Here is a 24,390-nt window from a genome sequence, read left to right as displayed (position 1 = left end):
TCGTCATGCACGCGGTCCTCGCGGTAACAACGCGTGAGCGTGACGAGCCAGTCGATTTCGGCGGCCATGACCGTGACATCGATCGGGTTGGCGATTGTCGGATCTCCGGTCTTCACGTAGTACCGGCCGTCCGATCCGGCGATATATAAGGAGAATCCATGACGGGATGGCGTGCGCTGACCGATGGCGAGATAGTCGAATTGGCTACGGGCTTGCGGTCGTTGGACTGGTCGTGGCAGTTGCAAGAGGTGCCCGCGATAGCGGCAAGGTTCGACTGGAAGGTATTGATGACCCGAGCGGATTGGGTCATGCTCGACTGCGGTTTCGGGCTGAGCAGCGGTGTGGTGACAGGCCGCGATGGAGTAGCTGAGTCTATCGAGTTGATGGTGACAGACTCCGCGAGCGAGGACCCGACCGGCCGAGCAATGGTGCGTGACGCGTTCGTCAGGATGACCGGCGCTATAACCGGCGCTCTCGGCGAACCGACCGCCCGCATGCCGGGGGAAGCCGCAGAAATACGTTGGGCTTTTTCGGAAACAACACTGCGCCTGAAGAATCTCAGTCTCGCACATACCGTCCAGCTGATGTATCAAATGAATGCCTCGCTGGCCGCTCTCGATAGATCCATCGAATTCGAACAGCAGCAGGACCTGACATGACAGATTGGACGGAATTCGCCGAGCGACTGGCCGAGCAGTTAGCGCTACTGCCCGCAGGCGCGATTGTGAAGATCATAGAAGCGGGACCTCCTCCAGGCCACAAGCGGTTCGCGCAGTTCGCGCAGACCGACAGCGAGCTACTGGCCGAATTAGTGGGCGATGAGTTCCTCGAACCCACCGCACGGCCTGACGAAACGGGATACCACCTGATCACCGAGTCAGGCTGGCAGGAACCCGATGACGACCACGGCCCCTACTGGTGGATCGAGCTGCCGTGGCCGGTCAATTCCGCCATATACCGCCAGTTGGCGGCAATGGTGGTGACCGGACTCCGTGACGCGTTCCGAATCAGCGGCCCGGGGTCGTTGACCTACACCGCGTGGAACAAGAACGCGGACGAACGCGACCTCAACCTGCCACTGCTCGGGCTGGCGCGTCAGGATTGATCGATTGTCATCCGAGCTTTAAGGACTCGCGATGATCGCGCCGATGAGCGCAGTCAGGGATCGGTGTCCAGGCCGACTCGGCGGTCTCGCCGTTGGGCTCGGGCTGCAGCCGGCCGCCGATGATGCGGACCCGATAGAAGACGCCCACATTTTTTAGTGCGGCGGCGGGCCAAAGCCGACAGCGCAGCAGGGAACCGCACGGTCTCGAGGCGACAGCCAGGTGTTGCCCTGCACCTGCGTCCTGAGCCAGTGATTCGTCCTCGAGGCAAGCGCCTGACCTGGGTGCGGAATGTCGAGTGGCGAACTGGTCATTTGAGATGTTTGCTGCTGACCCCGGATTCGAGGTTTCTCGCCATTGGATCTTGCCGAGTGAGGATCCGTGGAACGCGGTCCCGCTTCAGCCGATTGGCGTGCCGATCTGGTCTCGTTGCAAGACGGAACGCAGCTCCGAAAGGGTCTGCGCGGCAGCGGTTATCGGGGCATCCGCGAGTGCGTCTGCGATCAGCTCGGTCAACCGCTCGGAAAAGGTCGCTTCTGCCGCGTCCACCAGCTGCAGGCCGTTGTCGGTCAGGGTCAGCAGTGAGGACCGGCGATCGGACGGATTCGGTTGGCGGGCAACCCATCCCTGCCTTTCCAGGCGGTCGATGCCCTTGCTGATGGCACCGATGCCTGCGGCGAACTCGGCGGCCAGGTCTGCCACCCTGACCCCGGGGTGGTCGCGCAGGTAGCGCAGGGACTCGAACTGTGAGGTGACGATTCCGTGTCGCTCGCGGAGACGATCGTTGAGGGCGTTGTACAGACGCGTCTCGCATCGAACGAGGTCGGCGAAGAACCTCGGGAGGTCGACCGTCTGACTGCTCGCTTTGGATGCCACGGCATGTAGTCTAGCATTACATGCCGTGGCATATAGTGCCGTGGAAGGTACTTTCGGTAGGAGTAAACGCGTGAGCAAGCAACAGCGGACACAGGTCGACACGATGCTGCGGCAGCCCCGGCCCGAGGGTCCACAGTCGGTCGAGGCGATCCGAGCCGGATTCAAGGCACTGATGGCGCAGATGATCGTCCCCGACGGCTTGCGCACAACGAAGACGATGCTCGGCGGCCGACCCGCGTTGCACATCGAGCCGGGCAACGGCGCGCGCAGCAGGACGATCCTGTACTTCCATGGCGGCGGCTTCGTATTCGGCTCGCCCGAGACCGCGCTGTCGCTGACGGGAAACCTCGTGTCCAAGACTGGGTTCCGAGCATTCTCGCCGGACTACCGGCTCGCCCCCGAACACCCGTTCCCCGCCGCGATCGAAGACACACTCAGCGCCTACCGCGCCCTCCTCGACAGGGGCGAGGACCCGTCGACCATCGCGTTCGCCGGGGACTCCGCCGGCGGCGGCCTCGCCGTCACCACCTGCCTCGCCGCCCGCGACGCCGGTCTCCCGATGCCCGCCGCGATCGTGGCGTTCTCCCCCGGCCTCGACGCCACCCGCACGGGCGAGAGCATCGAGACCAAGGCGGGCATCGACCCGATCTTCACCCGCGAGGCACTAGATCACACCGGAGCCATGTACCTCGCGGGAGCGGATCCGCACCAGCACATGCTCAGCCCGGCCATCCTCGCGGACCTGACCGGCTTCCCGCCGATGCTCCTGCAGGCGGGCACCAACGAAATGCTCCTGGACGACTCGACCCGCATGGCCGCCCGCGCCCGCGCAGCCGGAGTGGACGTGATCCTGGACATCACCGCCGACGTCCCCCACGTATTCCAGTCCTTCGCCGGCATTCTCGACGAGGCCGACCGGGCACTGGACCGCGCGGCCCTCTTCCTCACCCAACACATCCACACAGACGAGACAGCGGCCGTGTCAGCCCAGTAAGACCAGGTGTCGTCCGTCTGGCCATGTAGCAGACCGAGCGGCTTTCGCAGGGGAACACTCGCGCTGCACGCCGATCCATCCGCCGACGTCCCGAGCAAACCGTACTGACAGAAGTTGGGCATGAGCAAGATTCAGCCGCAACGCCTCTGTCCGCTGCCAGTTGACCTGGTGCGTGGTCCCGCCGATGAGCTGCGTTACGTCAGGTATGGGCAGATTGTCGCGGTCGGTTTCCGCCGGATTGGTGACCGCGACCCGAGGTGCAACGCCCTCATTTCGAGGGAGCTAGGTCAGCAGGAAGGGAGTGGATCGGTACCGGGATTCGAGCCCATGACGCGGATGACGGTGTCGGCGAACGTGCTACGACTTCTTCAATCCGTCCAACGCCCCGCGGGCTTGGTTTTCGGCGATCGTGGCGAGCTCGTCCCGGTTCACCGGGGGTTCGCCCTTCGCGCGCAGGACAGCGACTTCCACTCGTATCGAGACATTGCTGTCCTGCACGCCCACGATGTAGGTCATTCCGTTGCTGGTGTCCGTGGTCGCGGTATGCCAGTAACCCTGGGCGCCGATTCCGGTGATCTCGCCCGAGGCCCGCCCCGATCCGGTGGCGGCGGTGTCGGTCTGTTTCCAACGGTCGTAGGCGAGGGCGGCCGCGGCGCCGGTGAGCTGGGCCTGGAGGCCGATGCCGGCTTCGTCGACGGTGGCATCGTCGGGGACGGTCGAGGGGCTGGTGTAGCGGATGGCGCAGTTCAGGTTGCCGCCGTCGGAGTTATTCGGCGGGAATTCCTGATGCACAGGGGCTTGTCTCGGGGTGGACGACCACCTGTGCAACGGCGTGGGATCGACAAGATCGCACGCGTTGGTGATCCCACTCATCGAATAGATCCCCGGCGCCGGTTCCTGGCGGGATGTCGTGGCCGGAGCCGCACTGGACGAGGCCGCGGTGCTGGACGGGGCCGGGGCAGCGGCGGACTCGCTGTCTGTGTCGCCGACGAAGACACCGATCACCACACCGAGACCTAGCACCACCGCCAGCCCGAGAACACCGACAACGATCAGACCCGCTCTGCCGCTGCCGGTCGGCGGCGGGTACGACGGCATTGGCCCGTACCCCCGACCAGGTGGGCCGTATCCGGTAACGGGCTGACCGGGGGCGGCCCCATACACGCCCGAGTCCGGGGCACCCCAGCCGCCAACTGGCGGATCGGGTTGTCGCACAGCAGGATCCGGCGTCGACCGATCGTCAGGTCCGCGCTGGGCATCGTTCATCCCCATAGCCCCTCCGGTGCCGCAACGGGCTCCCCGTCGATCTCAACTCCGACCCGATCGTAATCCAGCCACCGTCCGCACCGTTCCACTCGAGTCGCCGGTCTACTTCTCCCGCAGACCGTCCAACGTCCTGCGGACCTGAGACCTGGCGATCGAATCGAGTTCCTCCCGCCGCACCGCGGGAGAACCCTGCTCACGCGTGAGGGAAATCTTCACCCGCACCGAGACATTGCCGTCCTGCACACAGACGACGTAGGCCATGTTCGCGACGAGGTTTCCTCTGACTTCGGAGTACCAGTAGCCCTGATTGCCGATTCCGGTGACCTCACCGGAAGCCGACTCCGCTTCGGGTGTGGCGACGTCGGCGTGTTTCCAATGGTCGTAGAAGGGCGGCGCCGCACCGTTGGTGAATTCGGCCTCGACGCTCATGCCGGCCTTGTTCATGGGGAACTCGCCGGCGGTCGCGCTGGTGTATCCGGCATCGCACTTCAGGCTGCCGCTCTCGTAGGCGGTTGGCCGCCTTTCCCTATGCTCGGGCGCACCTTTCGGCGTGGGCGACCACTTGGTCAACGGCGTGGGATCGACAAGGTCGCAGGCGTTGGTGATCGCATTCATCGAATAGGTCCCCGTTTCCCACCGGGCAGTAGCCGAGGCGCCGGCGGACTCACTGCTACTGTCGCCACCGCCGACGACGATGCCGATCACAACACCGAGCCCCAGCACCACCACCAGACCGAGAACACCGGCGACGATCAAAGCCGTTCTGCTGCCGGTCGATGGTGGCGGATACGACAGTGTCGGCCCATATCCTTGGCCAGGTGGCCCGTAGGGCATGCCCCAGCCGCCTGCCGGCGGATCCGGTTGCCGCGCAGCGGGATCGACGCCACCCAGCATAGGAGGCCGACCACCAGGTCCGCGCTCGGAATCGGTCATCCCCGTAGCCCTTCGATTCCGCAACGGGCTCCCCCGTCGCCCCGCAACTCGAACCGATCGTATTCCCGCAACCATCGTCACGGGCAGCAACGGTCGGTGTCGCTCCCGGCACGTCGGCTTCCTGGGCAGACTTTCGTGGATGACGCGCCTGGTCGGCATCCACCGCTGGCAGGCACAGCCCCAAATTGCCTCCAGACCGACGCGAGCGGCCGGAGCCGCGCGCACTCGTCGAAAGTGCCCGCGCGCTGCTTTGGGGGCATGATCGTCTCCGCCGCTATGCCGGCCCCGGTCGAGGAGACCTTCACCTGGCGCCTGGCGCCGAAGGCATAGAAATCGAACGGTGGACCGCGGCCCGCACCGTCGCTCAGAGCCTCACCAAGCACAGGCAACTGGGTCTCACGATTCTTCGAACAGCCGCAACGCCGAACGGACAACATCGCTGGCCGACCGGGTAGTGGCTCGAAGTGACCTCGCCGTCGATGAACACGCTGCAATGGTCACCGAGCGCATCAGGTTAATGGCAGAAGACCCCAACTTGCGCCACAACGGTGGCAATACGTCGGATCAACTGGCAGAGGACAGCATCGAGCGAAAGGTTTGCGAGCCCGCTCGGCCAAGTGGCTCTGTCCATGAGCTATGACGGCAGCTATTCGCGAATCCCGGTGGCATGCCGCCACATGTATACACCGAAGACATTCGCGAATGGACGAACAGGATCAGGTCAGCGTCTCGCGCTCGGCCGAGCATCTACCCCTCTCGATCATCCGAAATGCCGATGTGCGGATGCCAATTCGCCACATAACGGCGCTATTCGCGCGAGCGCACCGGTGCTGTCCCCTGACCCGATGGAACCCGGCTGTCCGCTCAGATCTCCAGTAATCATTTTGTGATGCCGATAATGTGCGAATTCGCATGTAGCGCAGTATCGTCGGGCGCGGTGCGCAGTAGTGGCCGCTCGATTGCTGTCAATTCATCAGAGCAGCAAAAGGCAGTCTTCCCTGATGAAGTAGTGGAACTCGGTTGTTCCGAGGGCCCGAAAGGTTAGGAAAACAATGATCCGTTCTGCCCTGATCAAGACGAGTCGCGTCCTTGCGGTGAGTGCCCTGCCATTGGCTGCGGCCGTCGTATTCGCGGGCGCGTCTTCCGCCTCCGCGGATCAGGCTGCTGCTCCGACGGCACCGGTTGTTGCCCAGCCGATCGCCGGGCTCCCACTGGAGGATGTCACCACCAACCCCGACGCGCAGTACCCGGATCCAGTGCTGAACGGCGCGGCTGCGGGCGCTGCGATCGGCTCCGCCACCGGTTCCTTCATCGATCCCGTGCCCACCCTTATCGGCGCCGTGATCGGCGGGATCGTCGGCTCGATCAACCCGGGCGTCATCCCCCAGGTGCTGCCCTGATCCCCTAGGACACATCCCTTTTCGTCGAGTCCGAGCAGCGCACGCTGCTCGGACTCGACGCGTTCACCGCCCCTGCACTCACCTTGTGGTGCGGATAGACAACTGCGTTCCACTCGCACTAAACGGTGAACCGGCTGTCTTCGTTTGGTTACTCGATGTGGCGGAACGGTCATGGGGCATGGGCCGGTTTCGGCGAAGTGGCCACTTCGCGCGCCTTGGAAGAACCGCGGCAGCATGTGGGTCATGCGCTCGGGTGTGCCAGTCGCGATCTGGTCGGCAAGCCGCTGTTCGTCATCGACGACGATTCGCTCGATGTGGCGGGCACGAACGCAGCGGCCCGACTATCGCTGTGTAGTTGCGGAGCTGCCGAAGTCGTTGTCCTATGGCAGGGTCCGTCAATAGTCGAGGGCATGTTCCGGTTGACAGACGTGCATAGGCGACGGCAGATACCGGACTATGGCGTCCAGGACCGGGGCGATGTCGTCATTCCATGTCGCCGCATCACAAAGGACGGGCACAGTGTCGCCGATGCGCGTGAGGCAGCGGATGCGCTCGTGCAAGTGTTCAGGTGGGATCTGTCGCAGGCCGAGAATGGCGTCCGAATCTGCCGCGTCCTGTTCTATCACCGTGGCCACCAGGTTGCGGTACCACTGCTCGGCGACTTTCCAATGGCTGCCATAGAATTCGACGGCCATCGGTTCGAGCGCCCACATCGGGACCAGATCGATAACGCCTTCGAAATCGGTGCCGATGCCGATAGGAATCTGCAACGTCAACGGCACCGCCCCGCGTGTCTCGGCGATCGTGCGGACGCAGCGGTCGAAGTCGGCGGCGGGATGACCGAGTCCGGTCACCAGACACAGCCGTGCGACCTGATGGTCGTCGGCAAGCCGCAGTATCGTCTCGAGTCGCGGCGTGCTCTTCCCAGCAGCGTTCACGACCGCGATCACCCCGTCGGCTACCCGGATGGACCGCTCCAGGTCCGCGATCGGCGCGTGGCTCGACAGTTCGGCGATATGGACAGTGTGATCGACGCGGCCCGTCACCCAATGGACCGTGGTCGCCATCCTGGCGAAACCGCGGAACAGGCGGTGGACGACTCGCGTCGTCTCGTCGGGGTCCCCGATGATCGTGACGTTGCGGATCGACTGCGGGTCAATGGCTTTGGTGCCCATCGGCGTTGTGGTACTCCAAGTCGACTCGAGGATCGCATCGCGTCCTCAATCCGCAGTCACCGTACCTCCGCGCCTACATCGCCGGAGCAGATTTCAGCCCCAAAATAGAACATGTTCCTATACCGTCGGGTTTGTGCAGAAAGAACAACGCCCCGCAGTGGCAGGCTGGTTCACTGCGGACGACGGCGCGGTACGTCTCGTGGGAAGTCGCTGCGATGTGTGCGGCACACCGTATTTCCCGCGGAACACGCTGGCCTGTCGCAACCCGCAGTGTGCAAGCCCGAAGGACGGCTCCGAGTTGGTCGAGTACCTGTTCTCCACGCGTGGCCGGATCTGGTCATACGCGGATGCCAGGTACAAGCCGCCCCCGCCCTATGTCTCGCCCGATCCGTTCGAGCCGTATGTCGTCGCGGCGGTGGAGCTCGAGGTCGAGCAGATGGTGATTCTCGGGCAGGTCCAGCGCGGCCTCACGGTGGACGACCTGGCCGTCGGCATGCCGGTCGAACTGACCATCGGCGTGCTGTACGAGGACGAGGAAGCGGAGCACACGGTGTGGATGTGGAGGCCGGTCGATGCCTGACACGAATAATCGCGACATCGCCGTCCTCGGTGCGGGCATGCACCAGTGGGGCAAGTGGGGGCGCAATTTCGTCGAATACGGGCTGGTCGCGGCGCGCGCGGCGCTGGCCGATGCCGGGGTGGACCACCTTGACGTCGGCTACATCGCCGGTGCGGACACGATCCGCAACGGATACCCCGGTTTCGTCTCCGGTGCGACATTCGCCCAGGCGTTGGGCTGGTCGGGTGCGCGGATCTCGAGCAGCTACGCCGCCTGCGCCTCCGGTGCGCAGGCCATCGCCAACGCGCGCGCCCAGATCCTGGCCGGGTTGACCGATGTAGCGCTGGTGATCGGCGCGGATGCCGCCCCGAAGGGCTTCTTCCAGCCGGTCGGCGGTGAACGCCGCGACGATCCGGACTGGTTGCGCTTCCACCTGCTCGGTGCCACCAACCCCATCTATTTCGCGCTCTATGCCCGCCGCCGGATGGCGCTGCACGGCGCCACGCTCGACGATTTCGCCGCGGTCAAGGTGAAGAACGCCAAGCACGGCCTGAACAACCCGTACGCCCGCTACCGCAAGGAGGTTTCGGCCGAGGAGGTCGCGGACTCGGCGATCGTCTCGGACCCGCTGCGGCTGCTCGACATCTGCGCGACCAGCGACGGCGGTGCGGCACTGGTGCTGACGTCGATGGAGTACGCCCGCCGCCACGGCGTCACCGACCCGGTCCGCATCCGGGCGCTGTCGACGGTCACACCCACGTTCCCGAAAACCGTCCTCGACCTGCCGGATTTCGCGACGGACTCCGCCGTGGCCGTCGAGCCCCCGCCGCACACGTTCCGTTCCGCCATCGCGCACGCCGCGTACGAAGAGGCCGGGCTCGGACCCTCCGACCTGTCCTTCGCGGAGGTCTACGACCTCTCCACCGCTCTGGAGTTGGACTGGTACGAGGACATCGGGCTCTGCGACACAGGCGGCGCCGAGGACCTGCTGCGCAGCGGCGCAACGACTTTGGGTGGACGCGTGCCGGTGAACCCCAGCGGTGGACTGGCCTGCTTCGGTGAGGCGATACCCGCGCAGGCGATCGCCCAGATCTGCGAACTCACGTGGCAATTGCGCGGCCAGGCCGACAGCCGCCAAGTGGAGAACGCCCGCGCAGGCATCGCAGTGAATCAGGGCCTGTTCGGTCACGGTTCGGCAATCATCGCCACCCGCTGAACCGAGGCCGATCCACGCTGCGAAAACCCGGGCCACGCCCGGGTTTTCGTATATCGCGACCGCGACGAAGCCGTGGTCGCTGGATGGTGAATCGGCCCCCGCCAATGCACTCGACGCCGAGATGACCGAGGCTCCAGCTCGCCATAGGTCGGCGAGCGCTTCGCGGTCGATGAGGATCAACCTCGACCTGGCGCGGGAATCTATTGCGATGCAGGCAGTAGGGGTTCCGGACTGGCAGGATCGCGTATTCAACAGTCGCAAGTTCGTCATTCCAAACCAGCCCGCGAAGCCGAGTGCGCCGCACGAACTGCACCCACAGTGCAACCAGCGCAGGCGCGAGATTGACCAGCACCATCGCCACCCAACCGGAACCCGGGCCACCGCAACAAAGAAACTCACAAGCGGGCGAAGTGCCGCCACTACCTTCGGTACCAGTCGGCCAATCCCGTTGGTGGACTGGTCATCACAGCCCCAGCGCATCAGCGGATGCGGCACTAGGCTGAGTATGTGGCTGTAGTCATCGTCGGTGCAGGATTCGGTGGGGTGGCGATGGCGTTGGAGCTCGTGCGCTCCGGTCACCATGATTTCGTCATCCTGGAGAAGGCATCCGAGGCAGGGGGAGTCTGGCGGGAGAACACCTATCCGGGTGCGGCATGCGACGTTCCGTCGCCGTACTACTCGTTCTCATTCGCCCCGAATCCCAGTTGGCCGAGACGGTATTCGGAGCAGCGCGATATCAAGGACTACCTGAACCGGCTGATAGACGACTACGGTCTGCGCCCGCACATCCGGTTCAACACAGAGGTAACCGGCGCGGACTTCGATGCGGCAACGCGACGGTGGCGAATCGAGACGAAGACTGGCGAGACTTTGGATGCTGACGTGTTCGTGCCCGCCACCGGCCAGCTGTGCCGACCGGCAATTCCGGCTATTTCGGGCCGGGAGTCATTTGCGGGCGTCAGCTTCCATTCCGCGGAGTGGAATCACGACTACGAACTCGCCGGCAAGCGGGTGGCGGTCATCGGAACCGGTGCGAGCGCCGTCCAGTTCGTGCCGCGGATCCAACCGGTGGTCGCCGATCTGACGGTCTTTCAGCGATCGGCTCCTTACATCCTGCCGAAGCCGGACACCGCGTACGGTCGTCTGCACCAGTGGACTTTTCGGCGGAGGCCACTGCTGCAAAGCGTGGAGCGGCTGCTGTGCTGGTCGGGCGGGGAACTTGGCGCCTTGGGCCTTGTGAGGAATCGAAGCATCGCACGCTTTGTCGGCTGGATCGCGAAATGGAATCTGCGCATACAAGTTCCGGACGAGAAACTGCGGGCGGCGCTGACGCCGGACTATCCGATCGGGTGCAAGTGTGTGCTATTCGGCAACAACTTCTATTCCGCGCTCACCGAAACCAATGTGCATGTAGTGACCGAGGCCATCACCGAGATCACCCCCCGAGGACTCCGGACTGCTGACGGTGTTGAGCACGACGTCGACGCCATTATCTACGGGACAGGTTTCCTGGCGCAGGAACTGTTGGCGCCGATGAAGATCCGAGATCACAACGGTCGCGACCTGCACGATGTGTGGGCCGCAGGCGCGCGGGCCTACCTAGGCATCGCGGTTCCCGGTTTTCCGAATCTGTTCATCATGTATGGCCCGAACACCAATCTCGGCTCCGGGTCGATCATCTACATGCTCGAACGCCAAGCGCGCTACATCCGCCAACTCATCGAGCATCTCGACACTCGTCCGGGAACCGCGCTCGACGTTCGCGCCGACGTCGAACGACACTACGATACCGAGGTGCAGCGCAGGCTCGCCTCGACCGTATGGGCTTCCTGTGCGAGCTGGTATCGCTCCGAAACCGGCCGGATCTCGGCGAACTGGCCCGGACTGGTCAGTGAATACGACCGACGCACCCGCCGAGTCGAGATCGCGGACTACCGGCTCATGTCGTAGGCAGAAGTTACGTGCGGTCCAGGGGATAGGCAGCATCTGCCGGAAATCCGGCGGTAGCGGCATGGAGCGCCGACCAACTGGTAGTTCGTACCGCTTCGAATGCGATCCGATTGCGTTGTACGGCAGATAGATTACCGAGTCACCTCGAATCAGTCGGACCAGACATTGCAGATATTGATGCGACTCTGACGACACTGGATACGGGGTTCCGCGCGGTCCGGTCTACCACTCGCTGCGAGCTCTCCCGATCCGTCGCGCCCACAGGTGCATCAACTTCTGCGCGTCGCATCCACTACACAGGCATCCACGGCTCGCACCCGCTCGTCTGCCGGCGAAATACTCAGCGGTGACGACGAGGCTTTCGGGAATTGCGAGTTGATACGTGCGCCACCGGTGGAGGCGAAGACGACGTGGTCGCGCAGGATCCACACGTCCGAACGCTCTTCCATCTGTCCGGATGCGTCGAGGGTCGTCGCGCCGAAGAACGTGAGACGACCATCGATGATCACCGTGGCATTGGTGAGCCGGTAGCCATCCATGGTGAGGCCCGCTTGCACCTGCGCGACGACATTCTCCGCCGCTGGCGCGCATCGCGGATCCGACAGCGACGCCGGCGCAGCGGCCGGTGTGGTCAGCAGCGCGGCAGGGGCTGAGCTGCTCGTTGTACTCGCTGCAGTCGATTCCGACTCTTCCTCACCCAGGCCGAGCGCCTTCGAGACGAGCACGACGACGACTAACAGTGCGAACACACCGACAACGCTGGTGATCAGGGCGCGCACCACAGCATTAGCTTGCCCGCGTATGCCGAGGCGTTCGTCTGGTTCGATGGACATGGGAATCCCTTTGTGCGATTGACGGATTGACCGCGCCGCGAGCACCTATTGCCCCTGCGCACGAGGCGCAGGAATCAGCCTTTTCACGGCAGGCCGTGGCTAGGTTAGCGCCATGGGAACCCGAGCAGCTCGCTGATCCCACTCATGAGAATCGTTCCATGGCGCGACCAGCAACGAAGTGTTACAACACGTTTAGCCGTCAGTCGGCTGCCAGTGGAAGGTTATGCGTGTCGCGTTTGTGGCCCGAGCATCCAATGACTGGTACGCCAACCTGCTGTTTTTCAACCGCCGCAGATGCCTCCTGCTGATTCGTCATCGTCGACGGATGCCACCACATCGCCGCATCCGCCTTCACCGAAGTCCTCAACCAACCCGCACGATACTGGCTCGGACTCACGGCCCCCTACCGGCGCGATCAGCTCAACGACCTGATCTACCACCAACTCGGCTCACGCACCCACACTGTCGACAGTCCCGCGGCAGGACAACTACCGACCAACGGTGAAACGCCTGCACCCCACCCCGTACCCGAGATCCATCCGACGCAATTCGCCTACAACGGCGACGCCGATCCGTCTCAACCGGGCGAAATGGCCGAGATCCTTCGGACGCTGGTCGCCGACGAAGGACAGCCGCCAAACACGCTGTAGATTGCATCTACATAGATCCTGTCTACATAGATTTGGATTACACAAGGGGCTCCGGTGGCAGCATCAGGTTTCGTCGGCCGAAATACCGAGCTAGGACTTCTGAGGACTCGCTTGAAGCGTGTCGCGGAATCCCGCCGAGGTGTGGCCGTTGCGATCAGAGGGCGGCGGCAAGTCGGAAAATCGCGACTGGTTCAGGAGTTCCGCGACGCGGAGCAAGTACCGTATCTGCACTTCACCGCCACGAAGGGTATGCCGGTATCCGAATCACTGGCGACGTTTCTCGCGGAATTGAAAAGATCGGGGATCGCAGCGAATCCCGAGCCCCTCCCCGAGACAATCGGCGGCTGGCCCGACGCCTTCCGGCTGCTGGCCACCACACTCGGTGATACGCCGACAACTGTCGTAATCGACGAATTACCTTGGCTGGCAGAACAAGACACAGTTTTCGAGGGCGCGTTGCAAACGGCGTGGGACCGGTTGCTGCAGCAGCGCCCGGTCTTGCTGCTACTCCTGGGTTGTGACATCCATATGATGGAACCCTCACCGCCTACGACCGCCCGTTCTACGGGCGAGCAGACAACCTCGTCCTCGATCCGCTCAACCCGGCCGAAGTCGGTCGTGCTCTCGGCCTCGACGCCGCTGAGAGCATTGACGCGTATTTGATCACCGGGCGGGCTGCCAGGCATCTTGCGTAGCTGGCCGCATGGGCTGTCGCCGCTCGAGTTCGTGCGACGCGAATGCGACGATCCTGCTGCGCCGCTGTTCGGAGTACCCGATGCCACTCTCCTCGCCGAGTTCCCCGCACCCGACCAAGCGCGACGCGTACTCGAAGCGATCGGAAGCGGGGAACGCACCCACGCCACCATCGCGGCTTCGGCGGGCAGCCGCAGCGGCGCATTGCCTTCCGGGACGCTATCGCCTCTACTTCATCGACTCTCGGTAGAAAAGCAGGTGCTCTCGATAGACCAGCCACTGTCGATTAAACCCGGGAAACAGGCACTCTGCCGAGTCGCTGACAGCAACCTGCGGCTCTACCTCGCAACCCTGCGCTCGGTTCAGGACCTGGTTCGGCGAGGGCGAGTCGCCGCAGCCTACGAGTTGTTCGCTCGACGCTGGACCTCCTGGCGCGGCAAAGCCGTCGAACCCCCCTCGTGCGAGATGCGCTCGAACTGACCGCGCTCGCGGGAGAACTGCCCTGGACAGACATCACCGCGGTCGGCGGCTGGATGGAACCGCGCCTTCAACCCAGAGATAGACCTCATCGGCACCGACCGCTCCCCCGTTGCCAATCGGGTGATCTTCGCCGGATCGATCAAATGGCTCGGCACCCCATTCGACCACCACGATCTAGCCGAACTCACTCGCGGGGTCGCCAGTGTTCCAGGCTTCGTCCCGCACGAAACAGCATTGGCCGCAGTGTCCTTAGCCGATATCGAGCGCACCCTCGCCGACACCATCGACCTGGTATGGAACGCCGCCGACGTGCTCTCCGCATGGAGTTGAGGCCCGCTACAACGTTTGCCAGCAACCTGTCGACCAGATCGTTCAGCTGTTGCCAAGTCCTATCATGGACATTCGGGCTACGTTTCATCCGACAAAGGCTGTGCCGCAACGAACCGGAACTTCTTTAGGCGGGGTCCAGATCTGGAGAACCCCACCATGAAATCCCGGCATAGGCGCCGTCCGGAGGCGCGGTGGTGGGCCCGAGAAGCAGGTGGTGACCGCTGTGGTGACGCGGCACAAAGTCGAGGCTGCCTGAATGGTCAATGACCAGGACTTATGCGGGCGGACCGTGGAGGATTCGAACCCTGCCTCGGCGCTTCGCAAAAGCCCGGGTCAGCAGCCTGAGCTGACCCAAATGTTGGGCCGCAACAGACCTTTCAGAACTTTTCAGTACGTTACGAGTCACCAAGCTACCACCTCTCTGGTGACAACGTCACCACCCTCACCGGGTGACGGGATGTCTCCCGCACCGGGTCACGGGATTGGTCCCGGAAGTTGGTTCGAGGTCAAAGCGCCCCGGTTCCAACCACCGATAACCCATGTTCTCGACGGTCAGGCGTCGCGCGACCGAACACGCTCAATAACCCGAGGCCGACTCGAACTTCTGATCCGTAGTCAGATGCGGAGGCATGAACCAGCATGACGCTCAGCGGATTTCGTCCGTCTTCGGCGGCGGAGATGTCGTCGGTGTCGTCAGACCTGTCGTCTGCTGCGTTGGTGACACTGAGTCGCCTCTGCTACTGCTTACCGGACGGGGCAGGCAGATCTTTCAAACGACCTGCAAGCCAACGACTCTGCGGCCCGTTCTGGGGTGGCGCCCCGGTAGATGAGGTAGACTGCCACGACCGGATTGAGCCCGGTAGCCCCCGGGTTGTGTCCGGGCCTGGATGCGTCGAGCGCCCGGTATTGACCGTGGTACACCCGCGTTCTCCACCCGTAGTTGCACGCGGACGCTCCACGGGTTGGCCCTGCTGGGTGGTGGCATGCGAATAAGTGGGGCTAGATACCCGCCTGCCCAGATAGGACCTCCCTTCTCGCGTGGAGGCTCCGCGGTCAGGGTGGCGATAGCCAGACGGCGTAGGCGCCCTTGACGGTGGAGGGGCGCGGGAACAGAATGCAGGCCACCAGTCGCCCAGCAACCGTAGGTTGCTTTGCTTGCTCGGGCTGGGCTGGGACTGCTACACTTGCTGCAACATTCCCCGCCAAGGCTAGAGCGCAAGCTTCCTTAAATAGGCGGGCTTTTGTTATTCAGAGGGGACCTTGAAACCTGCACTGACGCTTGACGAGCAACTGCGCCTCCTCGAAGGACGTGGCTTGTCCTGGTCTGATCCGGAGCCGGTGAAGCAGTTCCTTCACGATGTCAGCTACTACCGCTTCACCGGGTACTTGAGGTACTTCCAGCGGGATCCTCGCAACGGCGACAACACCTTTCATCCTGGTACCACCTTCGAACAGGTGAAGCGGATATATCTGTTCGACGACGAGCTGCGTCGTTGGCTGTTCGACGGGTTGTGTGCCTTCGAGGTCACCTTTCGTGCGCGCTTCGCGTATGAGGTCGCTACGCGGCTAGGTAGTCCGGATCACTACCTGGACCTCGCCGCATACCACCTGCGTAAGGGTGCTGATAAGCCAGTCGAGTTGCTAAAAGGCGTAGACCGTGATCTGTGTCAGTCCAAAGAACCGTACATCGAGAAGTTTCGGACGGCGGGCGAGAACGTACCGGTATGGGCGGCCGCGGAAGTTTGCAGTTTCGGCACCGTGTCGAAGATGTACGGCCTGATCAAGAAGCCAGTGATAGTGAAGGCTGTAGCCCGAACTCTGAACTTGTCGCCCGATGATGCGCCGGGAACTGTGCAGAGCCTTTCTGTGTTGCGCAACATCTGTGCACATCACGGGAGGATCTGGAACCGCATCCTCAAGGTCCCCCCTCCCATCAGGCCGGACTTGAGGCCGCAAACAGCCTCGGCGAACAGACGTTCTCCGTGGGCGTGGATCGTGGTCCTGGGTGACCAAGTAGACCGGATTCAGCAGGCATCAGGGCACTCTGGTGCCAGCTTCTCTGCTGGGCTGCGTGACTATTTGGACGAGTACCCAGACTTACAACATGGGTTGAAACATCCGCGGTCAACGTAACCCGGTTGTCTCCTGCGATGAGCGCCGAGAGCTTGGGCGCCGGTGTCGGCAGGTCCCGGAAATCGGTCCCAGCAAGGCGCGTGTCGTGGACTGGATGACTCTCCGGTTCGGCAACTCTACGGAGCTGGACCGCAGCTGGTCGACCGGGCAGAGTGCCGACCGATTCGTGGGCGGCTGCGGGGTAAGTCGGGTACGGCTGGCGTCGTGCCCAGCACTGCCCGGTGAACGGAGAGGCGGCCAGAGCCGAAAAGTCCGCGTGCTACCACCTCCCCAAAGGCTGAAGGAACTGCAGCGCAAAATCGTTCCGGTCGACGTCACTACTGCGACAGTGAAGCTGTACCTCGAACACTGGCTGCTCAATGTAGCCAAGCCCGAGGTACGGCCGACGACGTACGTGACCTTTGAGCTTCTGGTGCGGCGTACATGTCTTCCGGGGCTCGGGAAGCACAAGCTCAAGTCGTTGCAGGCCAACCCCATTCGGACCTGGTAGAGCAGGGTCGCTGAGCAGTGCCAGTGCTGTGCGCAGAAGAAGGATGCAGTGCGGGCGGAAACAGCGTCTGCGGCAGCCTCATCGAGGAGGATCGATAAACACGGTATGACACACCGGCAAAAATGAGCCAAATTATTCATCGCCCCGGTAGTGTCGTCGGCATGCCATCCTCCGAGACGTATGTCGCGAGCCCGCGGATGGTGACGTTGGTCCGCGAGGCGAAGGGTTGGTCACAGGCCGACCTAGCGAAGACTGCCGGCGTGACACAGGGTTTCGTATCCAAAGTCGAGAACGGCCTAACCGAGCTCACCGCTGAACGTTTGGCCGCGTTCGCCGAGGTGCTCGGCTGCCCGGTCGCACTGCTGACCAATCACGATGCGCAGCATGGGATCGAGGTGTCCTGTATGTTCCATCGTCGTCGACAGAGCAGAATCACTGTCGGGACAGCGAAGAAGATCGAGGCCGTGAGCCACCTGACGCGGATCACGATTGATTCGCTGCTCGGCGTAGGCGACACCGGCACCGAGACCGCCCTCGAGCGTTTGGACATCGACGACTTCGATGGCGATGCTGCCCATATAGCGCAGTTGCTGCGGGCACGCTGGCGAATCCCGAGCGGCCCGATCAGCAACCTGCACGCGCTGCTCGACGACGTCGGCGTAGTAGTCGTCGTCCGAAGCCTTGACTCGACGGCGCAGGATGCCTTCACTACCTGGCCGCGGGGGAAGGCGCCACTCATGGTTGTTCGTGTCGGGATGCCGCCGGATCGTGAACGGTTCACCATCTGCCACGAGTTGGGTCACATCGTGATGCACGTTCTGCCCAACGCAGACCAGGAGCACCAAGCTGATCTGTTCGCGGCCGAATTCCTCATGCCCGCAGACGATATCCGGCCGCAGTTGGTCGGGCTCACTACACGGGATTTCCCCAGATTGATGGAGTTGAAGGCGCAGTGGAAGGTGTCGATCGCCGCACTCATTCAGCGAGCAAAGACGCTCGAACTGATCAGCGACCGCCAGTTCAGGGAATTCCGAATCAAACTGTCCAAGTTCGGATGGAATACCGTGGAACCCATCGATCTCCCGGTCGAGCGGTCCTTTCTGCTCGACACCGTCATTGACACGTACCGCACCCGGCACGGCTACAGCGACGCTGACCTCGCACGAATGGCCTACATGACGCCAGAGGCATTCCGGGAACAGTACTTGCGGGAAACCAAAAGAACCGAACTGCAGGCGGTGAGATCGTGAGCGGCATCGAGGAAGCATTGATCTTCGACGATCCGGGCCAACTGCCCAACTTCGGGCCGCCTTTCATGGCGCATGCACCCGCATCGTCTGCGCCGATACTTGCGCCGCTGACTCGCTCCGACGACGTCGGTGCGGTGATCACCACCCGCAATCAGGCGGACGCAAAGCGAGCGGTCCGCGATATCCGGCAGGCCAACCCACGCGCCGCAATCCTGCTCGACGCAAGCAGGTACAGCGGCAAGAACCGCGGCATCGGTGCTCGCTGTATGACCTCCGGTTGGATCAATCTGCAAATTAAGATCGGGTCGCGCTGGGCGCTCACTGACTCCGGATATATTCCCGCCAGTGATCTGACTGCCCTGCGCGCTGTGCTCCGCTGGGAATCGGAGCTTACGCAAGTGGTTACGGCGCTACCGCTGGCGATCCAGTGGTTGACGCTCGATCATGAGGCTCTCATCGCCGAGCTGACCGCAGCCGGCCGACCGGTCGCGCTGATGCTCGAGTCGGAAGGAGATCCGCTCGCAACGAAGGCAGCGGTCTCAGGGTTGATCGCGGTGCTACGGTGCCCAGTACCCGTGCTATTGCTGCGCTCGGATACCTCCGTCCTGGGTGCTCTTGCGCACGGAGCTGCTGCGGTATCGGTCGGCACCAAATCCGCATTGCGTCACATCTACCCTATCGTCGACACCGATGGTGGGTTCCAGCCGCCACCGGCCGCATATGTCCCCGCACTACTGTCCTACAAGCGACTCAGCATCATCGAAGATGGAATTACCCGGAACCCCGATCTCGATGTATGGAAGTGCGACTGCAGTGTATGTATGGGGCGATCACTCATCTGGATCGTGAATCACCCGGATCCCGAGACAGCGGCATTCGAGCACTCACTAGCTGCTCAGTCGAAGCTGGCAAAGACTCTCCTGGCGCACCCTTCAGAGCTGCGCGGTAGCCAGTGGAAGACCATGTGCGCCGTCGCCCAATCGAACCACGAGCTGATCGTCAGAAAGAGCGGCAGGACATGGGACCCAGCGAAAGCGCTCAAAGCATGGGTGTCGTCGACACCGCATCCGCAGGCGAGCACCCCGTAGCGAGTGCCCACTCGAATAACAATTCCTCCTTGTGCCGCGTTGAGGTCATTCGCCGCGCCGTGACGATCGGCCCACACCGCCCCTCCACCGAGACGCTGAAATCGCCCGCCCGTTCGTGCACAACCCCGACACCGGCGACATCGAATTCCGACAATGTCCAGGCAGACGGACCGCGAGTTCCAGACGTGAGCCAAAGCCCGGCCCCATAGCCAGCGAGTGAATCGAGCGCGTTCAACGCGTCCGAAGGCTTGAGTGCGATCGACACGAAACCGACGATCGACACGGCCGGTCGAGGTGGTAGTTCGCCCAGATCAGGAGTCCAGGATTCCCAAATCACCAACGTGGACCGGTCGAGTTCCGGGCCGTGTCCTTTGGCTACCCGCTCAGTCCAGACGTCTACGTCGATCTCCACGACCGGGAACACCGTGAAATCGCTGACCTTTGTGCGGGGGAGCACCACGCCCGCCCACGCCGCTGCCCGGACACCCTCTTCCACCCGCGGTGGCACGGCATCAGGTCGTCCAGAGATTCGTTGGCTAGCCATCAGCGTGCAACACTAGACGGCGTCGGATTGTCGTCATCGGGCACCGGGCCAACCTGTGTGCGGTCGGCTGCGAACATACTGATCATCGCCGGATCCTCCTGCGACACAGCGAAACAAACCTCCAGGTTCTTGTCCAGCCCTACCTTCCGAGCATGCGCGTTATTGTCTATCTCGATCGGTCGCGACCGATCGATTTCGGCGTCGCTCCCACCAGCGGCCCCTCCCGTCGCTCATCGCCTCCATGACTATCCGGGTGATCCTTTCCACATCTCGGCTCGTAGCCTTGTCCAAGGCACGCGCAGCTAGTCGATAGCGACAGATCTGGCCGAAGGCGGTCAGCGCAATACTTGCCAAGACCACGACCAAGATGGCCCACCAGGGCATGTCGACTTGTACGACACCAGCGCCGAGTGTCATCGCGACGTCATCGGGACGGTTCACCACGCAGCCCCCACAGTCCGTCGAGCACCAGGACTCCTCCCTGTACGACACGTGAAACGATAATCAGCGCCCACGCCCGGATCAGCTTCAACCGCATGAACAGCCCACATTGCGTCCATATCGCACGCCGGCTTGACGTGCGACCGTCAGCGTAGCACCTACTTCGACACGTGATATTATTTTCTTTGCCCCCAACGGTCGAGCGGACGTCTTCCGCGCAACCGACCGAGTCGCGACCAAGGAGACCGGATGATCGACCGTGCCGCTTTGCTTTCCGATCTCAGGAAACAGGTTGTCGCGGCCGGGACCGACCTGAACACGCAACTGCACACGCTCCCCGAGGTGAAGTCACGACTGCACGACGAATGGACACAAGCCCGTAAGCTCGGCCGCACCGCCGCCTCCGAAAGCGCCTGGCGCGATGAACGCATCAACGAGGTCGCCCTCGCCTGGGTTCTTGGGACCGTCTTCGTCCGTTTCTGCGAAGACAACCAACTGATCCCCGAGCCGTATCTCACTGGTCCGACCGCCGGCCGCCGCGATCTTGCTCAAGCTCGCTACTTCGCCTATGTCGAATCCGACCCGGAGCCCACCTATCGTGGCTGGCTGCTTCGCGCGTTCACCGAACTCGGCGCGGGCCAAGCCGGAAGGCTGCTCTTCGATCCGACCCATAACCCGCTGTACCAGCTCCCGCTCTCACACGACGGTGCTCGAGCGCTCATCGAATTCTGGCGCGAGTACGACGAGCACGGAGACCTCGTCCACGATTTCACCGACCCCCTCGACGCCGACGGGATCAACGGCTGGGACACCGGCTTCCTCGGTGACCTCTACCAAGACCTTTCCGAGAATGCCCGCAAAACCTACGCCCTGCTCCAAACCCCGGAGTTCATAGCGGAATTCATCCTCGACCGCACCCTCGAACCCGCCACACGCGAATTCGGGTACCAGAAGCTGGAAATGATCGACCCCAGCTGCGGGTCCGGCCACTTCGTACTTGGAGCCTTTCGTCGACTCGCCCGCCACTGGGCCGAGGACCAACCCGCCACTGACCGCCACACGCGAGTCCGCCACGCACTCAACTCAGTCCACGGTGTCGACATCAACCCCTTCGCCATCGCCATCGCACGCTTCCGACTGCTCGTCGCCGCCATGGCCGCAGCCAACGTCCGCACACTCGCCGAAGCCGCCCACTACGAATGGCCGATCCAACTCGCCGTCGGCGACTCGCTGATCATGGAACGACATCAGAAGTCGACCATCGACGACGCTTCAGGAAGCGACCTGGCCGAGTTCTCCTACGCCACCGAGGATGTACAGGAGTATCCGGACATTCTGAAACCTGGTCGATACCACGTTGTGATAGGGAATCCGCCGTATCTCACCGTGAAGGACCCGAGTCTCAATGCACTGTACCGAGTTCTCTATAGCCAGTGCATTGGCAAGTATGCACTGACGGTACCCTTCATCGTACGTTTCTTCGAACTCGCAAGAAACGATACTTACAGTGCAGGGTTCGTGGGGCTGCTCTCGTCGAACAGCTTTATGAAGCGGGAATTTGGGCAAAGACTTGTCGAACAGTTCTTCCCGACTGTCGACCTCGCCGAGGTGATAGATACATCTGGAGCCTACATTCCGGGACACGGCACGCCGACGGTGCTAATGTTCGGTCGCAACCGGCCACCTACTCCAGCAGCGGTGAGAACCGTAATCGGCCTACTCGGCGAGTCTGCCATGCCCGATCATCCCGAACAAGGACTCGCCTGGCAGTCGATACGGTCTGCAATCGACCGAGAATCGGGGCACGAGGATCTATGGACACAAAGGGTCGATGTCGATAAACCGTCGCTGTGGAAGTTTCCTTGGACCCTCGCAGACAGAGAGACCATTGAAATCCTTCGAGGAATGGACAGTACCGGATCCATTCTCAATTCCATAGCACTTAGAATCGGCTTCTTTGCCGTCGCGGGCGCGAATGATGTATTCCTGTCAACCGCTGCAACGTACCGACGGAATAGAGTTGAAACCGACGTTTTGGTGCCGGTTCTTCGCGGCTCCGACATTCGAGATTGGACTGCGACGCCCGAGGAATTCGGCGTTATGTTCAAAGACTCGACCCCTGAACCAAACACCAGTACCTTCCCCTACCTGTACCGCATGATCTGGCCGTACCGAACCTCTATGCGGCATAGGCCAGCACTCATCCGGTCCGCCACACCAGCTTGGTATCGGTGGAGTCACGTCACCGAGGTTGCAGGCGCGCATCCATGGTGGATCGCATTCACATGGGTCAGCACCCACAATCACTTCACGGTTCTGCGCGACCGGGTAGCACCTTTGAATTCCGCACCAATCGTTCGGCTTCCGAATACAGTTTCCAATTCTGACGTACTGCAACTGACATCGCTACTTAACAGTTCCCTGGCCTGCTTCTGGATCAAACAGAACAGTAATAGCAAGGGGCAACCAGGGGTGGGTCAAATCGGGATAGGAGAGCCATGGGCAGAGTTTTTCGAATTTGCAGGTAACCGCCTGGGTCAGTTCCCGCTTCCTGATGGCCAATGGTTCCAACGGCAGTGGACAATTTATGCCGACACGATTGATGCACTGACGCGCGAATTGATGGACACGGACCCGCGGTCGTTGCTGACGAATGTTATACCGCCGACCAGAGCGGAGCTGGACGCGGCGCGTACTCGAAACCGGAAGGCGAAGGCTAGGCTGATCGGACTGCAAGAAGAACTGGACTGGGAGATCTACGAACGGTACGGCTTGATTAACAGTGAGGATCGCCTACTGGCACCAGTAGGAACTGTTCCTGAGATTAAGACGGGCGAGCGCGCCTTCGAAATCGTGTTGGCTCGGCGCGTCGCGCGCGGCGAGTCGCATACCCGATGGTTCGAAATAAACGGAGCAGTACTTACAACATCGATACCTTCCGAATGGCCCGAAGAATATCGCAAGACCGTCGAGAGGCGCATCGAATTCATCGAGCGACGGCGAGGCATCAATCGGGTGGAGCAACCGACATTCAAGCGGCGCTGGAACGGTACCGATTGGGATTCCATTCTGAAGAATGCCGTCCGATCGTGGCTGCTGGATCGCATGGAAACTCGGGGACTGTGGTTTGACGAGAACGATCAGCCCACGATCCTCAGCCTTTCTCAATTAGTGGATCGGCTAGCTCGGGATAAAGACTTCATGTCGCTCACCGAACTGTATGCCCCGGGCACCGAGTTGATGAAGGTCGTGGCAGATCTGATCACTGAGGAGCACGTTCCGTTCTTGTCAGCCCTGCGCTACAAGCCGTCAGGACTCAAGAAGCACGCCCACTGGGATCAGGCGTGGGCACAGCAACGGGAAGAGGACGCCGCTACCAACGAGGCGACGAAACGCAAAATCCGCGAAGGGATTTCAATACCCCCCCAGTACATGCACACGGACTTCCTGCGGACCTCGTACTGGCAGGCCCGCGGCAAACTGGACGTGCCGAAGGAACGGTTCATCTCCTACGGATCGACCAATGTCGCGACTCCGGAGCTCTACGGCTGGGCAGGCTGGGACCACCTACAGCAGGCACAAGCGCTGGCCACCTACTGCACGAACCGGAGCCTGTCGACCGAGGAGCTCACGCCGCTGCTGGCTGGGCTCCTCGAGCTGCAGCCGTGGCTCAACCAGTGGCACAACGACTATGACGAACTCTACAGCAGCACACCCTCCGCGTTCTTCGACGGATACCGGCAGACAGTTCAGAGCAAACACGGTTTGAGCGACGACGATCTACACGCATGGAGGCCTCCGGTGGCCAGGAGGGGCCGGCCGCGCAAGAAAACCGACTGACATTGACAACGCTTTCAGGAAAATTCAACTGTGTACATCGACCGCGAGGAACGGTTGCGTTCACGGTCGTAGGACCAGGATTCGGGACTGCCGCCGGGATCGGTGCGCTGTAGCAGTTTCCCCGTGTCGATAATTGCGATCACGGC

Annotated in this window: 20 protein-coding genes; 14 read left to right on the top strand and 6 right to left on the bottom strand. The window is 62.4% G+C overall.

From position 1 onward, the window contains the following. Positions 1-158: 158 nt before the first annotated feature. Both AB0J47_RS23005 and AB0J47_RS23000 read left to right on the top strand, forming a co-directional pair. Positions 159-659: a DUF6301 family protein gene (locus AB0J47_RS23005; RefSeq protein WP_364349317.1), complete on the top strand. Its 501-nt coding sequence runs from the start codon at positions 159-161 to the stop codon at positions 657-659. Continuing rightward, complete coding sequence (locus AB0J47_RS23000) at positions 656-1,105, top strand: hypothetical protein (RefSeq protein WP_364349314.1); 450 nt, start codon at positions 656-658, stop codon at positions 1,103-1,105. The genes AB0J47_RS23005 and AB0J47_RS23000 overlap by 4 nt, the downstream gene beginning before the upstream one ends. A 397-nt stretch (positions 1,106-1,502) precedes the next feature. Here the strand turns inward: AB0J47_RS23000 and AB0J47_RS22995 are convergent, their stop codons facing one another. Continuing rightward, a complete protein-coding gene (locus AB0J47_RS22995; protein ID WP_364349311.1) occupies positions 1,503-1,979 on the bottom strand; it encodes a MarR family transcriptional regulator in 477 nt (158 codons plus the stop codon). A gap of 70 nt (positions 1,980-2,049) precedes the next feature. Here AB0J47_RS22995 and AB0J47_RS22990 point away from each other — a divergent pair, with 70 nt between their 5' ends. After that, entirely contained in the window at positions 2,050-2,973 is a 924-nt protein-coding gene (locus AB0J47_RS22990; protein ID WP_364349308.1) for an alpha/beta hydrolase, read from the top strand. A gap of 357 nt (positions 2,974-3,330) precedes the next feature. Here the strand turns inward: AB0J47_RS22990 and AB0J47_RS22985 are convergent, their stop codons facing one another. Together AB0J47_RS22985 and AB0J47_RS22980 are read right to left on the bottom strand one after the other, a co-directional pair. Beyond that, positions 3,331-4,071 carry a hypothetical protein gene (locus AB0J47_RS22985; protein WP_364349305.1) on the bottom strand — a complete coding sequence of 247 codons (741 nt, stop codon included), beginning with the start codon at positions 4,069-4,071 and terminating at the stop codon, positions 3,331-3,333. Between the two features lie 270 nt (positions 4,072-4,341). Next, positions 4,342-5,172: a hypothetical protein gene (locus AB0J47_RS22980; RefSeq protein ID WP_364349302.1), complete on the bottom strand. Its 831-nt coding sequence runs from the start codon at positions 5,170-5,172 to the stop codon at positions 4,342-4,344. A gap of 1,052 nt (positions 5,173-6,224) precedes the next feature. On the opposite strand from AB0J47_RS22980, the gene AB0J47_RS22975 reads away from it, so the two are divergent. Then, entirely contained in the window at positions 6,225-6,572 is a 348-nt protein-coding gene (locus AB0J47_RS22975; protein ID WP_364349299.1) for a glycine zipper domain-containing protein, read from the top strand. Positions 6,573-6,967: 395 nt separating this feature from the next. On the opposite strand, the gene AB0J47_RS22970 is transcribed toward AB0J47_RS22975, so the two are convergent. Continuing rightward, a complete protein-coding gene (locus AB0J47_RS22970) occupies positions 6,968-7,747 on the bottom strand; it encodes a GTP-binding protein (RefSeq protein WP_364349296.1) in 780 nt (259 codons plus the stop codon). 157 nt (positions 7,748-7,904) lie between these two features. Between AB0J47_RS22970 and AB0J47_RS22965 the strand changes: the two genes are divergently transcribed. The 3 genes from AB0J47_RS22965 (at position 7,905) to AB0J47_RS22955 (ending at position 11,472) form a co-directional block, all read left to right on the top strand. Then, positions 7,905-8,327, top strand: a complete 423-nt coding sequence (locus tag AB0J47_RS22965; RefSeq protein ID WP_364349551.1) for an OB-fold domain-containing protein — start codon at positions 7,905-7,907, stop codon at positions 8,325-8,327. Further along, the gene (locus AB0J47_RS22960; protein WP_364349293.1) at positions 8,320-9,522 is read left to right on the top strand and encodes a lipid-transfer protein; all 1,203 of its coding nucleotides are present in this window, start codon (positions 8,320-8,322) and stop codon (positions 9,520-9,522) included. The genes AB0J47_RS22965 and AB0J47_RS22960 overlap by 8 nt, the downstream gene beginning before the upstream one ends. Positions 9,523-10,029: 507 nt before the next feature. Beyond that, positions 10,030-11,472, top strand: a complete 1,443-nt coding sequence (locus AB0J47_RS22955; protein WP_364349290.1) for an NAD(P)/FAD-dependent oxidoreductase — start codon at positions 10,030-10,032, stop codon at positions 11,470-11,472. Between the two features lie 269 nt (positions 11,473-11,741). Here the strand turns inward: AB0J47_RS22955 and AB0J47_RS22950 are convergent, their stop codons facing one another. Beyond that, positions 11,742-12,350, bottom strand: coding sequence for a hypothetical protein (locus AB0J47_RS22950; protein WP_364349287.1), 609 nt, complete (start codon positions 12,348-12,350; stop codon positions 11,742-11,744). Positions 12,351-13,009: 659 nt separating this feature from the next. Between AB0J47_RS22950 and AB0J47_RS22945 the strand changes: the two genes are divergently transcribed. The 6 genes from AB0J47_RS22945 to AB0J47_RS22920 all read left to right on the top strand — a co-directional run bounded on the left by AB0J47_RS22945 (position 13,010) and on the right by AB0J47_RS22920 (position 19,419). Next, positions 13,010-13,618, top strand: coding sequence for an ATP-binding protein (locus tag AB0J47_RS22945; protein WP_364349284.1), 609 nt, complete (start codon positions 13,010-13,012; stop codon positions 13,616-13,618). A 630-nt stretch (positions 13,619-14,248) separates the two neighbouring features. Next, positions 14,249-14,458 (top strand): hypothetical protein, encoded by a 210-nt coding sequence (locus AB0J47_RS22940; RefSeq protein WP_364349280.1) that lies wholly within the window; start codon positions 14,249-14,251, stop codon positions 14,456-14,458. A gap of 1,260 nt (positions 14,459-15,718) precedes the next feature. After that, a complete protein-coding gene (locus tag AB0J47_RS22935; protein WP_364349277.1) occupies positions 15,719-16,591 on the top strand; it encodes an Abi family protein in 873 nt (290 codons plus the stop codon). Positions 16,592-16,685: 94 nt separating this feature from the next. After that, on the top strand, positions 16,686-17,081 hold the full coding sequence (locus AB0J47_RS22930) for a hypothetical protein (RefSeq protein WP_364349548.1): 396 nt from the start codon (positions 16,686-16,688) through the stop codon (positions 17,079-17,081). Between the two features lie 161 nt (positions 17,082-17,242). After that, positions 17,243-18,331 carry an XRE family transcriptional regulator gene (locus tag AB0J47_RS22925; protein ID WP_364349274.1) on the top strand — a complete coding sequence of 363 codons (1,089 nt, stop codon included), beginning with the start codon at positions 17,243-17,245 and terminating at the stop codon, positions 18,329-18,331. Beyond that, the gene (locus AB0J47_RS22920) at positions 18,328-19,419 is read left to right on the top strand and encodes a hypothetical protein (RefSeq protein ID WP_364349271.1); all 1,092 of its coding nucleotides are present in this window, start codon (positions 18,328-18,330) and stop codon (positions 19,417-19,419) included. The genes AB0J47_RS22925 and AB0J47_RS22920 overlap by 4 nt, the downstream gene beginning before the upstream one ends. On the opposite strand, the gene AB0J47_RS22915 is transcribed toward AB0J47_RS22920, so the two are convergent. Continuing rightward, entirely contained in the window at positions 19,370-19,963 is a 594-nt protein-coding gene (locus AB0J47_RS22915; RefSeq protein ID WP_364349268.1) for a hypothetical protein, read from the bottom strand. The genes AB0J47_RS22920 and AB0J47_RS22915 overlap by 50 nt on opposite strands. 690 nt (positions 19,964-20,653) lie before the next feature. On the opposite strand from AB0J47_RS22915, the gene pglX reads away from it, so the two are divergent. Next, positions 20,654-24,244, top strand: a complete 3,591-nt coding sequence (pglX, locus tag AB0J47_RS22910; RefSeq protein WP_364349265.1) for a BREX-2 system adenine-specific DNA-methyltransferase PglX — start codon at positions 20,654-20,656, stop codon at positions 24,242-24,244. The last annotated feature ends 146 nt before the right edge of the window (positions 24,245-24,390 follow it).

It is taken from the genome of Nocardia sp. NPDC049737 (assembly GCF_040674755.1).
In the GTDB taxonomy this organism is placed as follows: Bacteria; Actinomycetota; Actinomycetes; order Mycobacteriales; family Mycobacteriaceae; genus Nocardia.
The sequence above is the reverse complement of the archived record's forward strand: the minus strand, read 5'-3'. Positions and strand labels throughout refer to the sequence as shown.